This window comes from Anabaena sp. UHCC 0451, from assembly GCF_034931405.1.
In the GTDB taxonomy this organism is placed as follows: domain Bacteria; phylum Cyanobacteriota; class Cyanobacteriia; order Cyanobacteriales; family Nostocaceae; genus RDYJ01.
The window spans coordinates 277,367-295,760 of the sequence record NZ_JAYGHA010000001.1 but is presented as its reverse complement, the minus strand read 5'-3'; the positions used below and the strand labels follow the sequence as shown (position 1 = coordinate 295,760).

Annotated in this window: 16 protein-coding genes; 2 read left to right on the top strand and 14 right to left on the bottom strand. The window is 36.8% G+C overall.

The features are described 5' to 3' along the window. The first annotated feature begins 163 nt into the window (after window positions 1–163). Window positions 164–1,099, top strand: a complete 936-nt coding sequence (locus VB694_RS01235) for a UDP-glucuronic acid decarboxylase family protein (protein WP_323358490.1) — start codon at window positions 164–166, stop codon at window positions 1,097–1,099. 85 nt (window positions 1,100–1,184) lie between these two features. Next, window positions 1,185–2,576, top strand: coding sequence for a UDP-glucose/GDP-mannose dehydrogenase family protein (locus VB694_RS01230; protein ID WP_323358489.1), 1,392 nt, complete (start codon window positions 1,185–1,187; stop codon window positions 2,574–2,576). Between the two features lie 102 nt (window positions 2,577–2,678). On the opposite strand, the gene VB694_RS01225 is transcribed toward VB694_RS01230, so the two are convergent. The 14 genes from VB694_RS01225 to VB694_RS01160 form a co-directional block, all read right to left on the bottom strand. After that, window positions 2,679–3,473, bottom strand: a complete 795-nt coding sequence (locus VB694_RS01225; protein ID WP_323358488.1) for a DUF2993 domain-containing protein — start codon at window positions 3,471–3,473, stop codon at window positions 2,679–2,681. A 211-nt stretch (window positions 3,474–3,684) separates the two neighbouring features. Further along, window positions 3,685–5,901 carry a polysaccharide biosynthesis tyrosine autokinase gene (locus tag VB694_RS01220; RefSeq protein WP_323358487.1) on the bottom strand — a complete coding sequence of 739 codons (2,217 nt, stop codon included), beginning with the start codon at window positions 5,899–5,901 and terminating at the stop codon, window positions 3,685–3,687. Window positions 5,902–6,570: 669 nt separating this feature from the next. Continuing rightward, window positions 6,571–7,158 carry a YdcF family protein gene (locus VB694_RS01215; protein ID WP_323358486.1) on the bottom strand — a complete coding sequence of 196 codons (588 nt, stop codon included), beginning with the start codon at window positions 7,156–7,158 and terminating at the stop codon, window positions 6,571–6,573. Window positions 7,159–7,235: 77 nt separating this feature from the next. Beyond that, window positions 7,236–8,000: a glycosyltransferase family 2 protein gene (locus VB694_RS01210; RefSeq protein ID WP_323358485.1), complete on the bottom strand. Its 765-nt coding sequence runs from the start codon at window positions 7,998–8,000 to the stop codon at window positions 7,236–7,238. Continuing rightward, complete coding sequence (locus VB694_RS01205) at window positions 8,000–8,974, bottom strand: aldo/keto reductase (RefSeq protein WP_323358484.1); 975 nt, start codon at window positions 8,972–8,974, stop codon at window positions 8,000–8,002. The genes VB694_RS01210 and VB694_RS01205 overlap by 1 nt, the downstream gene beginning before the upstream one ends. Window position 8,975: 1 nt before the next feature. Beyond that, window positions 8,976–9,782, bottom strand: a complete 807-nt coding sequence (locus VB694_RS01200) for a phytanoyl-CoA dioxygenase family protein (protein ID WP_323358483.1) — start codon at window positions 9,780–9,782, stop codon at window positions 8,976–8,978. A 97-nt stretch (window positions 9,783–9,879) separates the two neighbouring features. Continuing rightward, the gene (locus VB694_RS01195; protein ID WP_323358482.1) at window positions 9,880–11,073 is read right to left on the bottom strand and encodes a glycosyltransferase; all 1,194 of its coding nucleotides are present in this window, start codon (window positions 11,071–11,073) and stop codon (window positions 9,880–9,882) included. Then, on the bottom strand, window positions 11,070–12,437 hold the full coding sequence (locus VB694_RS01190) for an O-antigen ligase domain-containing protein (protein ID WP_323358481.1): 1,368 nt from the start codon (window positions 12,435–12,437) through the stop codon (window positions 11,070–11,072). Before VB694_RS01190 ends, VB694_RS01195 begins: the two co-directional genes overlap by 4 nt. A gap of 117 nt (window positions 12,438–12,554) precedes the next feature. Further along, complete coding sequence (locus tag VB694_RS01185) at window positions 12,555–13,610, bottom strand: glycosyltransferase family 4 protein (protein WP_323358480.1); 1,056 nt, start codon at window positions 13,608–13,610, stop codon at window positions 12,555–12,557. 84 nt (window positions 13,611–13,694) lie between these two features. Further along, complete coding sequence (locus VB694_RS01180; protein WP_323358479.1) at window positions 13,695–14,648, bottom strand: hypothetical protein; 954 nt, start codon at window positions 14,646–14,648, stop codon at window positions 13,695–13,697. Continuing rightward, the gene (locus tag VB694_RS01175; protein WP_323358478.1) at window positions 14,645–15,529 is read right to left on the bottom strand and encodes a sulfotransferase; all 885 of its coding nucleotides are present in this window, start codon (window positions 15,527–15,529) and stop codon (window positions 14,645–14,647) included. The genes VB694_RS01180 and VB694_RS01175 overlap by 4 nt, the downstream gene beginning before the upstream one ends. Window positions 15,530–15,608: 79 nt before the next feature. Continuing rightward, window positions 15,609–16,247 carry a class I SAM-dependent methyltransferase gene (locus VB694_RS01170; protein WP_323358477.1) on the bottom strand — a complete coding sequence of 213 codons (639 nt, stop codon included), beginning with the start codon at window positions 16,245–16,247 and terminating at the stop codon, window positions 15,609–15,611. Window positions 16,248–16,266: 19 nt separating this feature from the next. Next, the gene (locus tag VB694_RS01165; RefSeq protein ID WP_323358476.1) at window positions 16,267–17,394 is read right to left on the bottom strand and encodes a glycosyltransferase family 1 protein; all 1,128 of its coding nucleotides are present in this window, start codon (window positions 17,392–17,394) and stop codon (window positions 16,267–16,269) included. A 38-nt stretch (window positions 17,395–17,432) separates the two neighbouring features. Further along, on the bottom strand, window positions 17,433–18,362 hold the full coding sequence (locus VB694_RS01160; RefSeq protein ID WP_323358475.1) for a sulfotransferase: 930 nt from the start codon (window positions 18,360–18,362) through the stop codon (window positions 17,433–17,435). Window positions 18,363–18,394: the final 32 nt, after the last annotated feature.

The window sequence follows — 18,394 nt, the reverse complement described above, 5'->3', positions numbered from 1 at the left end:
AATTATTAGAAAATAATCATTAGTTCTGCACAGAATCTATAGGAAAATTACTTAATATCATGAGACTGAGCTTGGTTAATTATATATTTTTTTGTACCGAAGCTGGATAATCTAAAAATAAGGATAATACCTCTGGAAATATCTGTAAGGTAAGTGGGAAATTATGAGAATTTTGGTGACTGGCGGTGCTGGGTTTATTGGTTCCCATCTGATCGACCGATTGATGGCCGAAGAAAATGAAATTATATGCTTAGACAACTTCTATACAGGGCATAAACGTAATATCCTCAAATGGTTAAATAACCCTTATTTTGAGATGATCCGTCATGATATCACTGAGCCAATTCGCTTAGAAGTGGATCAAATCTATCATTTAGCTTGTCCTGCATCTCCGGTACATTACCAATATAATCCTATTAAAACCGTTAAAACTAACGTAATAGGAACGATGAATATGTTGGGTTTGGCTAAACGGGTTAAAGCTAGATTTTTATTAGCTTCCACCAGCGAAGTCTACGGAGATCCAGAAGTTCATCCTCAAACAGAAGAGTATCGAGGTAGTGTCAATACCATCGGCATCCGTTCTTGCTACGACGAAGGTAAAAGAATTGCGGAAACTTTGGCATTTGACTACTACCGAGAAAATAAAGTCGATATTCGGGTAGCCAGAATATTTAACACCTATGGACCAAGGATGTTAGAAAACGATGGTCGGGTAGTGAGTAATCTTGTTGTGCAAGCACTACAGGGTATTCCTTTAACTGTTTATGGTGAAGGTACACAAACTCGCAGCTTCTGCTATGTCTCTGATCTAGTTGAAGGTCTGATCAGACTGATGAATGGTGAATACATTGGTCCCATCAATCTGGGGAATCCTGATGAGTACACCATTTTACAATTGGCGCAGGCTGTGCAAAATTTAATTAACCCAGATGCAGAAATTAAGTTTGAACCCTTACCTTCAGATGATCCTCGTCGTCGTCGTCCCGATATCAGCAAGGCAAAAACTTGGTTAAATTGGGAACCTACCATTCCCCTGCAAGAGGGGTTAAAACTGACAGTAGAAGATTTTCGTCAACGTGTCAAAACTAATAATTAGTCAATAGGTCAGTTGTCATTAGTCTTTGATTCACAAATGACTAATGGCCAAAGACTGATCACAAAAAAGTAAGGAGTTTAAAAAAATGCGTGTTTGTGTAATTGGTACTGGGTATGTTGGTTTAGTGACAGGTGCTTGTTTGGCTCATATTGGACACAATGTTATTTGTATAGATAATAACGAAGAGAAAGTAAAATTAATGAAATCTGGGCAGTCGCCGATTTTCGAGCCAGGACTCTCGGAAATTATGCAATCTGCCATTAATAGTGGAAATATTGAATTTTCCTCTGATCTGGCTGCGGGTGTTGCTCACGGAGAAATTTTGTTTATTGCTGTGGGAACGCCTCCTTTACCTAATGGTGAGAGCGATACTCGTTATGTAGAAGCTGTAGCTCGTGGTATTGGAGCTAATCTCAATGGTGGTTATAAAGTAATTGTCAATAAATCTACTGTACCCATCGGTTCTGGGGACTGGGTGCGAATGATTGTGTTAGATGGCATTGCTGAACGCCAAAAAACATTGATATCCGGTGGTGGTGCGTCCGTTGAAGAAAAACTGACTGATAGCGTCGCTCAGTTTGATGTCGTTAGCAATCCAGAGTTTCTGCGGGAAGGTTCGGCTATGTACGATACATTTAATCCTGATCGGATTGTTTTGGGGGGCAATAGTCAACAAGCTATTGGAATGATGAAAGAACTTTATACCCCAATTGTGGAGCGCAAGTTTGCGGCTGATAAATCTTTACCTCCTGTACCAGTGCTGGTAACAGACCTGAGTTCAGCAGAAATGATCAAATATGCCGCCAATGCCTTTTTGGCAACTAAGATTAGTTTTATTAATGAAGTTGCGAATATTTGCGATCGCGTTGGTGCTGATGTCACTCAAGTAGCAAAAGGTATTGGTTTAGATTCTCGAATTGGTAACAAATTCTTACAAGCTGGGATTGGTTGGGGTGGTTCCTGCTTCCCTAAAGATGTATCGGCGCTGATTCACACTGCTGATGATTATGGCTATGAAGCGCAACTTATGAAAGCCGCAGTTAGTGTAAATGAACGTCAACGTTTAATTGCTTTGGAAAAATTGCAACAGGCGTTGAAAATCTTGAAAGGTAAAACCGTGGGATTGCTGGGTTTAACTTTCAAACCAGATACAGATGATTTGCGCGATGCTCCCGCACTCAACCTGATTGAACAACTCAACCGATTGGGAGCTAAAGTTAAAGCTTATGACCCGATTATTTCCCAAACGGGTATGCGTCATGGACTGTCGGGAGTATTGGTAGAAACTGATGCTGAAAGATTAGCTGATGGTTGTGATGCTTTGGTACTTGTAACAGAATGGCAACAGTTCAGCACGTTGAACTATGCAACAATGGCAAAATTGATGAACCACGCCGTCATGATTGATGGTCGTAACTTCTTAGACCCGGAAACAATGGTCAGGGCTGGATTCCAATATGTAGGTGTTGGACGCTAAAAAATTAGAAGTTAAAAATTAAAGAACAATAAAACTCGTGTTTTTGAATTTTTAATGACATCGCCGCCCAGAATCAACTCGGCGGCGTTACTTTTTTTGATATTAAGCACTGTGAGGAATTCGTTCTATTTCTGCATATCCACTAAAAATTAACTTTTGACCTTCAGTTTCTAAACGATTAAGTCGCATTTTTACGCCATCCAGGTCAAAGCGGTCTAAATCGACCATATTATCCAAAATGTCCACTAATGCCATACTTAAGCTTTGGGAAATTTCCCGTTGTGCTTCTGGTATTTGTTCAAGTTCAACTTTTGGGTCTTTGAAAGAAACCCGTCGCCGTCGTTCAATACCGATACCAAGAGTCATACTCAGGGGTATGAGTTGTCCGTTGTTTAAATCGGCTTGAGCTACAAGATGTAACCGATTTCCTGGTAATAGCTGTATTTGGACTTCTGTAAAGGAAACAGGTTCTCCAGCCGATATTGCTGTTAAAGATGGTTCCGAAAGGTCAAGCAGGCGTTTTTTTACCAGTTCTGCCTTAAAAGATTGATTAATTCCTGCTTCTGATAATATTACTTGTGCTACCGCTTGGGTGGGTTGCTTGAGATTGAGTTTGCCACTCAAAACCGAGCCGAAGTCAATAGACACTGCATCGGTTTCAAAAGACATTTCTTCAACTGCGAAGTCTTTACGAATTACTAAACCACGACCGCTCATTTTAAAGCTATCAATGCTGCCTTGCAACAGTTTGCTGGAGGGATAGCAGCGCACAAAGACTTCTACTGACTCGCTCATGCTAAACAGGTGGCGAATCGTTTGGCTGGCGACCGTGTTGAGCATTCGCTCTCCCCAATCGCTGCCTTTGGGATCTGTAAAACCAGTAAGTCCGCCTAACATTAGGTTCTGGGTCTCTAGAAGTTCTTTGTACTTTTGTAACAAATTATGAACAATACTGCAAGCGATCCCCAGATTTATTGTTCTGATAGGTGTGAGCAGGATAACTGATGGTTGATAATTAAATGTGTCTTATATTACATTTTTTGTAGTGAGAGCTTCAGATATCAATTGAAAAAAGAAAAGTCAGCAAAAATATGGCATTGCCACTAAATTAAGCGCCTCTAGCTTCTTTGCCAGCACTATAGTAGTAGTTATAACTAGTGAGTTTTTGCTTATCCCCGTTAGCAACCACACCTAAGACATTGATAGGAGAATTTCTGAGACTATCTTGAAGCTGCATCAAAGCCGACTTATCTGTTTTATCAATCCTTACCACCAGCAGCATCCCATCAGTCCGGGGTGCTAGTAGTCTGGCATCAACTAACCCCAGCATGGGAGGAGCATCATAAATCACCAAATCAAAATTTTCATTAAAGTATTCCATCAGCTGCTTCATCTTCTCTGATCCCAGTAATTTTGCCGGATCTGGTGGAACTGGTCCTGCGGGAATCACAGATAATAAATTCATATCTGGTAACTGTTGAATCACCTGCTCAACCGGAATATTCGATGTCAGGACATTACTTAAACCAGAGAAATTGTTAAACCCTGATAATTTATGAACCTGGGCGCGGCGTAAATCACCATCCACAAGCAATACTTTTTTACCCAAGGCTGCTGCTATTTGGGCCAAATGAAATGAAACAGTAGTTTTTCCATCTCCAGGCATAGTGGAAGAAACAGTTAAAGAACGAATTGGTTGGTCAGAATTGAGCATCTGAATATTGGCATAAAGAACCTGTAAAGATTCCCAAAATACCCCTTGTCCATAATAGCTATTACTCTTAATCTGACGACGGAAAATATTAGATAACCAGCCATTTCCTCCAGAATTTCTCCGTGATTCCGATTTATATCCAGTGGAGTTGGAGTAAGAAGATTGATAACCTATAATATCCTTATCGATGGGAAGAGTACCCAAGAAAGGTAACTTGATCTTTTCTTTCAAACTGCCTACATCATGATAAGTATTATCTAGTTTTTCTAGAAGGAAGGCAATAGAAATTCCGGCAACTAAACTACCAAAACATCCCATCAACAAATTGCGGGGTATATTTGGTAATATAGGGGATTCACCTTGATTTGGTGGTTGTATTAATTCCCAAGGAAGTTCTGTTTGAGCTACTTGAATCACTAGGTTTTCACGGGTAGCTAAAAAACGATTAAGACTATCATTCGCCAGCTGTAAATTCCGCTGAATTTCACTGTATTGTCTGGCTAAAATTGGTAATTGCTGGAATTTGACCTTTGTTTGCTGCTCTACTCTAGCCAATTCTTGGCTTTGTACCTCTAATTTCTGAATCAAAGCTGATGCTTCAGCCAATTTTAGCCCCACATAACGCTTTTGCTCATCTTCTATCAGAGGTAAAAGATTTTGCCTTTTTTCTTCTAATACTGCTATGGATGGGCTATCTGGTTGGAACCGCACTAATTCAGCAGATAGCTGGGATTCTAATTGCCGCAGTTGAGATATTAATTGACTATATATAGTCGCATCATTTAATGTTGCTCGTTGTCCTTCCGGTGTTGATAAGCTGACATAACTAGCCCGTGCTGTTGCTAACTGTTGATCAATTCCCAGTCGTTGCTCTTCCAATGTTTGAAGTTGTGCCACAACTGTATTAGACTGGTTTTCTGGATCAACAAAACTGTTTCTTTGTCGGAATATTTGTAGTGTTTGTTGTAATTGTGCAACCCGATTTCTAATGGTGGGCAGTTGTTTTTCTACAAACTCAACTCCTTGGTTGAGCTTAGTTTTCCGCTTTTCCAAGCTATATTTTAAATAAAATTCCGAAAGAGTATTTAATACTAATTTAATTTTCTTGGGATCTTGGTTTTTATAGCTTATGTCTATAACCTTGGTTGCACCTAAACGTCGAATAGTTAAATTTTTCAGTAGTGAATTATAGGTGATATCAGAGTAGGAAGATTGTAACTTAGGTATAACATCTTTCATCAGTTCCTGACTTCTGAGAACCTGAATTTGACTTTCGTAATCTAGACTGGATTTATTGATGGTGGCATCCGGTAGAGGTATTTGTCCTAAATTACTATCACTGTTAACAGGTTCGACTAGAAGTTGAAAATTACCTTGATAGATTTTTTCCTCCTTCATGGTCGAATAAATAACAGTAGCCATCATTACACAAACTACGCCTGCGATCACAAATGCTCGTCGTTGGACAACATCTAAGAATTCTTTGAGATTGCCATCATCACTTTCTACTTCAAAGGATGAGAAATTCTGAGATGGTATTAATTCAGGTGGAATAATGACCCGGCCATTCTCATTAAGACTTGATATTCTAGTAGAATTCTGATTTTTCATGGATTTATATATTTAGATAATTATTTATTTAAGTAAATATCTTTTGCTATGGTAGCAGAGAGTTAAAAATATAACTGGATTTCCCATCCAGCAAATTTACAATAATTTGCATACTTACACTCTGCACACCTTAAATAATACTTATTTTTGATTAACTTAGTTAGATAATTGATCTTTTGGCTTTTTTCTTCCACTGTTACATTTACATGGGAACCAAGTGAGAATTTCATAGTCTAAGTCAATGCAGTGAGTATTAAAAGGGCATCAAAATCTGGAATGCGATGGCGATATTTAACAAAATTGCTATGTATCGTCAGATGCCAGGAATATTATTATTCTACACCCTAGCAGTTCATTTATCTATACGCATGGTTAAATATATTTTTAGCTAAAGCGTAACTAATTATTTAGAGGCACTATTCATTCTGTGCGGAAATTGGCAAGAAGTCTTCTGTTTGTCCTATCCGGCGTTCCTTAATAGGATAAATTGTCATCGGAGCTAAAGAATGTGCGCCAAGGAAACTTGATTCGCACCCCAGGTTTTCTACGGATATCCTTACCGATGCTGGCTCTAAAAAACCTGAGTATGCAAACTTTGGCCGATTAAATCGGCAACCAATGACTCTCAACTAAAGGAGAACCCAATAACTACCAAAGCAGTTGGTGTAATTATCTAGACGCATATATTGGGGGATGAAAACGAGGATTTAAACTTGCTCCAGTTCGACCTGATACAATCCACAATAGAGAACGTCCACCATCACGGACAATGCGAAAAATCGATTCGCTGGGTTGTTCGGAGGGAATAGAAATCGGTGTAAATGTGATACCTTGACTACCTAAAACTATTGTGGCTATGGTTTTTGACCTGGGAAGATGGAAATCTGAAGTGATCAGGTAGATGTGCTGAATATGACGTTTTTGGAAATCGTGGACGAGGGTAGTAAAGTTGGTAACTGTGTCAACAGCACGGTAGTCAAGGTGAATTCGGTTAGTAGAAATACTGCCATTCTCAAAAATAGCCAAGGCTTGGTCTGGAGGTGTACCACTAGAAACCCAGATATCTAAATGAGGATGTTCTTGAGCAAATTTGGCTGTAAATGTTTCTCTACTAGGATCACCACCAAGGGTAAGAATAGCTTGGGGATAGGGTGCTTGGTAAGAGGCGATCGCTATTCTGATGGGGATAATACCGATAAAAACCATTAGAAAGCCGATTAGTGCTAGAAACCAATATCTTTTCCTCAGTTTTTTCATGGCATCAACTGAAATCAGCTTCTATTCTATACAATTCTATTTAGATTTTTTTGTATTTCTATACTACGTTTCCAGCTTCATTTTAGTTTTTCTGCTTCTATTAAGTGGATGCTGAGTAAAATTTCTGCTAATACTCGCTGAAATGTATAATACCAACCATGCCAACCATCAAGAAGACCACCTTTGAGGATCAGGCAATAGAGCAAAATTATCAAAGGTGCTAATATTTTTTGTTTGCGGATGCGATCGCCTAAACTCAATTCATGATTTGGTGTGTCTAAAAGCTTTTTACTTTCAAGAATCATATAACGATCTTGCGCCCATAGCCAACGACTTAAAGGTTTGCGATCATCATGGTGAATATAAGCAGATAATTGACTAGATTTACCTTCTACAATTACTCTATGAGAGTGTCCATCATCTTGGTAAATTGCTTTTTCTCTTTTGTAAAGTATCTTTCTAGGTGGTAGCAAAGTACCACGTAAGGGTTTACCAAATACACAGTATTTGAATCTTGCACCATAACTGTATATATCTGAATCTATTGCTAGTGTTTTAATTTCATTAATTAAACCATCAGTTAATACATAATCTGCATCTAAAGATAGTACCCATTCTGATGTAATTTTTCCTAATCCATAGTTGCATTGACCAGCGAAAGAATCAAACTTTCTTTGAAAAACTTCAACTTGAGGATAGGAAGACAAAATATCTAAAGTCTCATCTGTACTATAACTATCAATGACAACAATTCTCTTTGCCCAAGTTAGGCTTTGGAGGGTGCGCTTAATGTTAGGTGATTCATTATAGGTAAGAATAAGAGCGGTAATCTGTTCTAGCATTAGATTTCTATTAATCTATTATTAATTAATAATTTTTCAAAAGATTCAAATTGTTCCTTACTAATTTTCGATTCTTTAATTGCTTGTTGGTTTCTTTGAATATGCTGAGAATTAAACATACTGATTACAATCGCATAGGGTGAATAAATAGCTTGAAAATAGGATAATATTATTTCATACATATCTTCTTGGCGTTCCAGTTTTCTACCAAAAATAGATTCAATTTCCGAACTAAGATTCTTCTCGGTGATTTGCTCAAATATCAATGGAATGCTGGGAGAGATCCTCAAAGGAGAATACATGACAATTTTGATATCTTGATCTGCAAGATTTTTCAAAACTATAGGATTATACTTACCAATAGACTCGCAAGCAATTTGAATTAAATCAGGCTTAATCTTGTTAGAAGTAAAGAAATTATTTAGTAAATCTATAGATTGATATGTAGTAAATCCATAGTTTTTAATTTTACCAATTTTTTTTTGTTCTTCTAAAAATTCAATCACCTCAAAAATTTCATTTGACTCATTATTAAAGTTATAATCATGGAATAATATATTGTCAATATAATCAGTACGCAGAGATTTTAAACTAGCATCTAAGCTAGTCATTGCGTTTTTTACTGTAAAGTCTATCTTTGGTGCAACTTGACTAGCAGCAGACTTTACTATTGTTTGAGTTTGGGGGATAGAAGTAACAAAATTTCTGGCTAACGTCTTAGCTATTCTGATAAATTTATTATTACGTGGACTCAAACCAAACTTGGTGGTAATTTCTACGTTTTCTCTAGAAATTTTTTCTTGTATGAAGAAGTTTCCTAAAAGTGATTCTGCTTCACCCCAACCATAAGATCGGGCTATATCGAAATAGTTAATACCCGCTTCGTGTGCGACTTTAAGAGCATAAAGACTATCTTTTTTGCCAATTTTGCCTAATATAGAAGCACAGCCAAAACCCAGTTTAGTTGCTATCATATCAAAAATACCTCAATTGTAAAAATAAGCGATCGCGTTCAATGGGAGCTAAAGCTTTATGGAAGCATGAAGCATCCTCAAGAAAACATTTACCTGCTTTACCTTCAATTGTAATAATATCCGTTGGCGAGTAATTTTGATGAATTAACTCTTCAGGAACACGCGCACTACGCAAAAGCATAGACATCTTTTTATTTACATGACTACCTTTGACTAGAATATGTGCGCCACTTTTGACATCGACATCAGTTAGATAGAAAGAAATATAGAAGAAGTTGAATCCATGTATATCGTAATGGTAGTCAATAGTTTGAAACTGGCTGCGTCTTTCTTCTGGAGATAAATTATCTGCAAAACTCCACCACAGTTTGACATCACAATTTGTAGGATAGTAACCCAGGTATTGCGATGAAATATCTAATAAATAACTATCATATCTAAGTTTGTATACTTCTTTTATTTCTATAGGCTGCTCTACATCAGCCGTTGCAATTTTATGAAACGGTTTTATTTGATCCTGATATTCAGGATAGGTAAAAGACAAACCATTTGCAGATACAATCAGGTTTTTAGTCTTAGCTGCTGCTACTATAGACGCAACTGATTGTTGATTTAGTTGAAGTTGGTCATAGTATGAATTTTGATGAATGTAAAGTGATATTTCCTGGATATCAAGATGAGATTCATTTATTACTTGGGTATCAAGTATTAAATGATCAAAGTTTTTTTTTCTGAAAAGATTGCGATATTTTCTTATAGAAAGAATAATATTTTCTAAATGTATGAAATCTCCCAAAAATATATCCAAATTCCCCCTTAAATATTATCTTCTGAATGATAACGCGATAATCTAATTTAGGGTTATCAGATGTATATACTAAGTTAGGCTGAGTCATAATTTTAGCTCACTTCGATATTGTTGGATTACAGTTATTAATAATGTTTTGGTAAACTGAAACCATATTTGTTGCTACTCTATCCCATGTATAATTTTCTAGGATAAACTGACGAGCGCGATCGCCTGTAGCTTTTACTTCTTGAGGATGATTAAGACAATATTCTATCGTCTTGGCAATTTCCATAATATCTAGTTCGGGAACATAACCAACATGATTTTCCTGAATCATAGAAGCCAAAGCCACACCAGGAGTCACAATAGTAGTAAGACCTGCTGCCATTGCCTCTAATACGACAACTCCAAAGTTTTCCGAATGAGAGGTCAGAACAAATATATCAGATCCTTGTAGCAATATATCTTTGATTTCGCCTGTCACAAATCCAGGACGATGGGTGAAATGCTCAAGTTGGTTACTGATCAATAGTTCACTGATTTCGGCTTCATAATCTGGAGAACCATTACCTGCTAAGATGAATGTAAAATTTTGTTCTTTGAACTTACTCAAAGCAGGAATGAGATAATCTAAGCCTTTTTTATAATGTAATCGGGATAGAAATAAGATAATTGCTTGCTCTGGAGGTATGTTAAACATCTCTCGTAATTTCTGGCGAGCCTGGGGAATGGGACGACTAATTTCTAAGCCTAACGGCATAACAACAGGTGCAACTCCTAGCCCTAATCTTTCAATTTCTTGAACTTCCTTCGCTGAAGTAAGTTGTAAAATGCGGCTATGTTTCAGGTTGCTACGTTCTATCAATGATAAATATATCTTTTTTTTCAGTTGGCTTTGTTGTAAAGACCACTCACACAGTAAACCATGAGGTTGATTAATATACGGTATTTGCTTCAATCTAGAAATTATCATCGCTATAGTTGAGGCATAGGAAAATAAGGCATGAATATGCACTATGTCATAGTCACTAATATGTTTCCAGAGCCATTTTGTCAATTCCCAGGAAAAAGCAAATTCACGGACAAAAGAGACTTGGGGAGAGAAGCGGGGGAAGAACCAAGTCGGAATTTTTTGATACTGAATTAGCTGACATAATGGTACATCAAGCAAATCAATTCCATTATCATCGGTTGTTACTAGTTCTACATTAGCTCCGCTAGTTTGTAAAGCTTGCAGCATTTCCAAAACGGCTTGGCTTACTCCTCCACGGAGTGAACCAACAGAAGGAGTGACATGAAGAATCTTCATGATTCAGATGAGAACATATAATTTTTTTGTTGCTGAGATCTGAAATAATCATAATCTCGCTGTGCAACTTCAATAATATAGTTGCCAAGGACAAGATATAGAAAAACTGCCAAAATAGAAAATGTCAAATTACCTAATAGATAGGCTTCGGAAATACCACCAACCAGCAGAGAAAGTAACCCAGACATGACCACACTGCATTTTAGATAATAGTCTTGACTAATTGTTGATAGACGCTCCAGCTTGAAAATCATTTGTATGCTACTCCAAGCAAACATGAACATTGGTACTGCACCAACTAAACCCAAACTTCCCAACACACCCAGCCATGAACTTTCACCAAAGAGCAGACGATCACCTCTGAAGGGTGCGCCAAATAGAGGATACTCTAGAAATCTTCCCCAATAGCCACTCCAAACTCCTGCACGAGTATTGCTGTCCAAGTTGTCCCACTTATTCCAAGTATTGGATAATATTCCTGATGTATCTACATCTGTAGGACTAAGGGAAGGTAGTAAGAGTGCTGCAATTACTGCAAAAATCAAAACTATTCGCAATAGATTTCCACCTCGGTAGCGGAAGAAAATCAGGATGGATACAACAGACATAATTGCACCTGTGCGCGAAGCTGTCATCAATAAGCCAAATATTGCTAAAGCCGAAAATACAGCCCATAGACCTTTGAACCACAGGTTTTTTTGATTAAATAACAAGAACAGAAAACAAGGCAGAGTAGCAGTAATCAAAACAGCGGCATGGTGAGGATTACCTGTAGTACCTAAGAACCATCCATGGATAAAAGTAATAGCATATAAGTTAATAGATGCTTGATAAATATTAGCAATACCAAAAATTACTCCTACCATAGCGATCGCCCACACCCCTAGTTGAAAATTATGCTCATTCTGAAGCCATCGTGATGGACCCAAAATCACCATTAAAACCAATACTCCAAAGGTAGCAGCACTCAAAAAAGCAAATCCTAAATTCCCATAAGCCAGTATCTTGAAGAAAATTATGCTTTGAACTAAGACAATATAAACAATGGGTTTGGGTATAATTTTTTTTCGCCAGTAATTTTTGGTTTTTAAAGCAATAACTATTAACAATCCTAATAACACTATTGTTAATGGTCTTCCTAATTCACGAATTTGTTGTAGAGGAAAAACTAAAGGTGGTGGTTCCGTGATAAATTCGTTGCCAAATTTACTAAGTGATGCAGCAAAACCAAAAAGAGCTACTAAAAACCAACCTAAGCGCGGGCGTTTTTGATTAGCTTGTAAAAGAATGAATAAACCACCAACTATGAGTATCAAACCCAAAGGGGTGGCAATAAAATCAAATAATTGATTGATAAAATCCATAGATGCCTAGTACCGCTTCGCGAAAGTCAAAAGTCAAAAGTCACAAGTCAAAAGTAATAGGTCATAAGCTTTTTGGCGATTGAGAATGGTTGGTTTATTTACGCCGTGCTGTACTAGTTAATGTAAGGATTTGATTATGGTTAACCAACGCTCTACCCATATTTCTGCTGAGTACGGTTTAGCTAGGGCTTGAGCGCGTTCTCCCCACACTGGCAAATCATGATAATAATTATGTATTCTGAGTAAAGCTGTAGTCAAAGCATGGGTATCATCAGCAGGAATAATTATGCCATTATATCCAGAGCGAATAACCTCTACTGACGAACCACAAACTTGAGTGCAGACAACTGGTAAACCAGCAGACGCTGCTTCAACCAGTGCTAATGGCCAGGGGTCAAAGCGACTAGGTAATAAAAAAGCACCTGTATTTAACCAAATATCTTTCATCTCACTGGGTTGCACAAAACCTCGGTTTTCAATCCCTGGTTGTGATTGTAGATGAAATTCTAATTCACCTTTACCGCAACAAATTAAATTCCAAGGGTCTTTAACTTCCAGGCGATACTGTTGATAGGCGGCAGCTAAAATATCTATTGCTTTGTCATGACTATAGCGTCCTGCAAATAGGAAAGAACGCGGCCAAAATGACCGACGTTCTTGCAATAGAGGAGACAAAGATTGAGAATCTATTCCATACAAACCCAAAGAAATATTTTCTAATGGTATTCCCAAACGCCGAGCATATTGCCAACTGCGCTCTCCCGTCACAACTACATGAGCCATGCGTTGTAAATAAGAGCGTAACATCAAAGGTGCTAAATATTGTTTCCAATTACCCCACCAAGGAGTATCCATACCCATGATGAAACTGACATTTTGCAGTCGTGGTGAAAAAGCTAATTGACGATAGGGTGAATGAAACCATCCACAAAGAACTACCACATCAGGATTTTGTTCAATAACTAATTGCTCTATTAATTCTGCTTTGTTTCTCTCCTGTAAATCTAAAAGACAGTGGGGAATACCCTGCATTAACTCATCAGCAAAAGCAGTTTGAGTCCGAGCTTGGAAGGCAATGATAAATAGTTCTATCTCAGGTATAGCTTGCAATGCTCGCCAGCAAGCTGTCATGTAGCCAGAAATATCAGACCAGCAAAAAAGAACTTTAGGCATTATTTGAGCCTGTCTCTAAAAAACCTTGTTATCAATTACACTTGAATTCATAAACTTGGATAAGTTTTAATGTTTAAAGTTCTTCTATTTAGACAGTTTATACTGTTGAATAAGAAGGCGTAAGAACAGCATAAATTTTTCCACCAGTGAAAAAGAGGGTAGTGATTCAAATTTTAACAATTCTGTTTCATTGAGTAGCTGCAATGAATTATTGCTAATAGCATTCTCCATAACTGGTTTAATCCAAGGTTTACCAGGTCCTGCAAAGTGAATCACTTTAGCACTACCAATAATTTCTTGAATAGATTGTAAATCTTTGATTTTTTTAGATTTACCGATATACGTGGTTTTATTTTGTTTAATATTATTGAGAGTTCTTTTTTTTGTACCACTTACTATAGCCACCGAACTGGGTGAAAAAACGCGGACATCTTTACATAGATGACCAGCAATTAACGCCCAACAAGTTTGTTCGCTCCACCAATTAATTTTACCTTTACTAATATACTTTTTAGTCATCTCTTCGATAAAATCGAAACTAATTGTTTGGGGTCTAAAAAGCAACAATCCAGCATTGACTCCAGTAATGATTTTTGTCTTAAAAGCAACTAAAGGAGCAGCAGAATAACCGGGTACTTCATCAACACAAAAAGCAAAATCTGGCAACTCTGGCGGTAATTTTATTGGTGCAGTTATACCTATATCAGTATCTATGCTCAATATATAGTCATAGTCGGAAAAATAAATTGAAAAATCAACAATGCGCTTATAAAAAACACAAAGCTTACGCTGACTATCAATTGCTGGATATTGTTTTAATATCGAGTTTATTTTTTCTTCATATAACTCTGTATTGAGAAATTTACCACCACTTAATAGTTCGATTTCTTGTTTTTGTTCTAGATTTAGAGTTCCATCAGATACAAAAAATTTATCAACTCCAGTTAAGTAATGCTTCCAAGTACCAACACACAATGGAAACCAATCTTGCTTACACGAGTAATTATTACAAAGTGCAACAATAGCTATTTTTTTCATAAAAACTCCGGAAAATATAATTGAGTGAGTTCTAAACAGTACCTATCAACACACTTATTGATATGTTCTTTGGGAATATTATCTATGTTGACAAGACGATTTTTAGTTTTGTTTTGGTGCATTTTACTGGTTTCAAACTTACTATGGTCTATCCCCAAAAAATTAGAAATTTCCTCTATTTTGTAATTCAATTCGCTGGTTTTTAATATCAGCAACTTTTCTGCTGGCACAGTTTCAATTACTTTCTGATGATGGTAATTCCAGTGTTTAAGATAAGCTGATACTGAATGTAGTCCTTTGGCAAGTAATGGAGTATCTTCTGTTTCAGCATCATTATCTTTAAAATACTCGTTAAATAAAACCTTCCAGTAAGATTCTTGAACACCCGTATTAGTAGCAGCTTCTTGATTTACCATTGAAGCAACCCATGAATAAGGATCTCTAATAGGTAAAATAAACTTAGCATCAGGAAATTTGCTAACCAAAATCTCTAACCAATCAACTAAAAACCATGAGGATTCTAATTCTAGGTTAAGGAAATTGTCTCGTCTTTGAATATATTGGGCTAATTCTTCTCGCTTTATTTTCCCTTGCAAAAAAAGTGCCGTTGTTAGACATGATTGCCTGGGTAGAGCTTCATGAGCAGTATTATAATAGGGTTTTAATATCCGCCCTAAAGAAGTTGTTCCACTCTTCATCGTACCGATAACATAACAATGGAATTGACGTTCTCTAGGATTTTTGAGAGAAGATAAAAATGGTAATGTTAAATTATCAATCGTATATTTTGTCCACATATAGGGACGATAAAGGGAAGAGTTTAAAAATTGTCTAGTCAGTGGTAAATTTTGCCAACGTTGCTTTTGATTGGTGGTGTTCATTGCTACTTTTTCATCTGTTATTATTAATCTATTTTCAATATATATGCTAGATACTTTAGCACTTTAGTAATTTAACTAATCATTTCTGGCATTGAATACCTAGTTCTAATGTCCATCGTTCTGGATTTTCAACATCTTTAAACAAATCAAGACCAGAATCGCCAAATTTAGCTCTGCGAATGTTTTGAAACCCAGCTTTGCTCAATTCTAAAGATAGAGAATTGTAGTCATACATCCACAGATGAGTATTACCAGCTAACCAATCTTTGATAAAACTAAGTATATCTCTTTGACGATTTTCTTTACCCAGCCAAGTAATTCTCATAAATTCATGGGCAGCTTCGGGAGTATTTGAGTGAATATATTCTTTAGCCATAATTTCCAAATCTGGAACTACCAAACGAAAAATTCCATCTGGTTGGAGATGTCTGTAACAATTAGCCAAGGCATAACGTAATTCTTCTAAGCTAATATGTTCTAGTACATGAGAACAGTAAAGAAGTTCTACACTGTCGTCAGGAATTGGTAAACCCTGAACAATATCGCCATACTTAACATTTTTTGGATACCGTCCAAAAGGTCCCGATGGAACTAAATTGCCAATAAGAGGAAATCTCTGCAAACGCATGGCTGGACTGGAATCAAAATTTAACCATTTAGGAGGAGCGCAAAGCCCACAACCGAACTGAGTAAAACGAGCTTCTGTTGCTGATAACATTTATTTTACCTATAGTGCGTTAAATATACTCGTAAAATGCTTTCTGGACAAGATCAACACAGCGTGACCAAGTATAGTATTTTGCGTGTTCTTGTCCACGCCGGCTATAATCTTCTCGCAGTTGTGAATTTTCTTGAAGTTGGATCAAGGTATCAACAATGGTGGTTGTATCTTCTGGTTCGACAACAATACCTGCTGTCCCCACTACTTCTGGTAATGAAGCGCGGTTACTAACTACTGAAGGAGTACCTGTAGCCATTGCTTCTATTGCCGGAATACCAAAACCTTCATAATGGGAAAGAAACAATAGTGAAGAAGCACAACGCATTAACCGAGGTAAATCACTATCTGCTACAAGTCCTAATAGTTTCAGATTAGGTAAATCTTTAGCTGCTGCAACATATTCTGGTTCTGAATCTCCAGCGACGACAATTTGTATATCAGAATTTGCGTTTAATAACCCTTTGGCTACATCTAGGACAAAATCCGCGCCTTTTCTTAATCTTAATCCACCAATTACAAAGGTATACGGATTGTTTACAGGTCTTTCTAGTTCAACTGGATTAATACTGGCAATATCATAAAACTGCTGTTCCACACCACAGCCGACAATAACTATTTTATTTTCATCTGCTCCCAATAATTCAATCATCCGGCGTTTAGAAAATTCGGAGATGGTAAAAATAACGCGATAATTAGCCAAAGCCTTATAAATCCACTGACTCCATTTATAACGAAACCAACGATGTTGACGGGTATTTGACCAAGGTAAATCAGTCTCAAATGCTTGAATATCGTAGATAGTAACAGCTACTGGACAGCGTGATACTGGAATATAAGTTTCCATTGGTGTGAATAACCAATCTGTATTTGCAGGAAGGTATTTATCCATTTTAGGAAATTGAGTTAATTTCCAAAGTCTTTCTGTGAGGTTCTCTGGTAATGGGAAAGTATTTAATGGTATGTCTCGCAGTGGGGAACGTGGATCTAGCTTACCATCTGCCTGTAGCCATTGATGGGAAAATAGCAACTCTAAGTTTATATTTTGTTGAGATGCTAATCCCAGCAAGGTATTGTTGATATGTCTTCCTGCACCTGTGCAGGGTACGTAGGTGCGAATAGGGTGGAGATAAGAAATGATATTCACGCAAAAAAAATTAAATCAAGAATAATGAATCTTAAAGTTTATAAACCTAAATCTCGTCTTGTTTTTGCAACTTTCATTTGTACTTGAAAATACTTTGCTAAAGAGTATAGTAAACTATAGGGAATATAAAAATAAATCTTGTGAACGATATAAATGAACCAGAATTTAATATTAAATTTGTTTTTACCTACAATAAATTCTAAATTTTCAATCCAGTCAGATAAATCTAGTGGTAATATGATTGCCATTTGTTTGACTTTAGGCAACCATTCTACAGCCATATACCATTTGAGAAATTCTGGTATTTCAGTTTTCACATCCTCGTTTGATTTGTTACGCTTAGAATTCATTACACTTTCATCTATTATGGGCTGAACACCCAAGAACTCTAGAACTCGTATTAAGAAACCTTGAGGATTGGAAGAAAGATTTTCAAATTTCTCTAAAAAAACATGATCTTTACCCAAGCATTTAGACCAAATCTGATAGGTTCTTAGATAATCAGTGAGTCTTCGTGATAATCCTTTATCTACACATCTTAAAAGAAAGAAAAGATTCCTATTAGTTGAAGCTCCTTTATCTACATAAAAAAATGTCCACTGTCGAGTAATGGAAGATATGAGACGATCTACTGGATTTCTGATGATGAAGATAACTTTTAGCTCAGGAATCACTTCTTTCAGTAAAGCTACTTCTTCCGAATACATTGCCGCATAAGTGGGTGAAATTTCTCCCAATAAACAAGCATTTGCTTTTTCATGTTCAAAATTTTTCAGATATTCTTCTAATTTTTCTTTAGTTATTGTACCAGACCAGAAATTAAATTCTTTGCGTTCTGGTAAATATAATTGAGGATGTTTTGATAACACATAATGCAGCCAAGTACTTGCACATCTTTCGCTGCCAATTCCGAGAAAATTAGGTAGTTGGATTTGATTAATTTTCAGACTGCTAGAAAGTGTTTTCATATGTGCTTTATTTAAATGAAAGTAAAGTATAA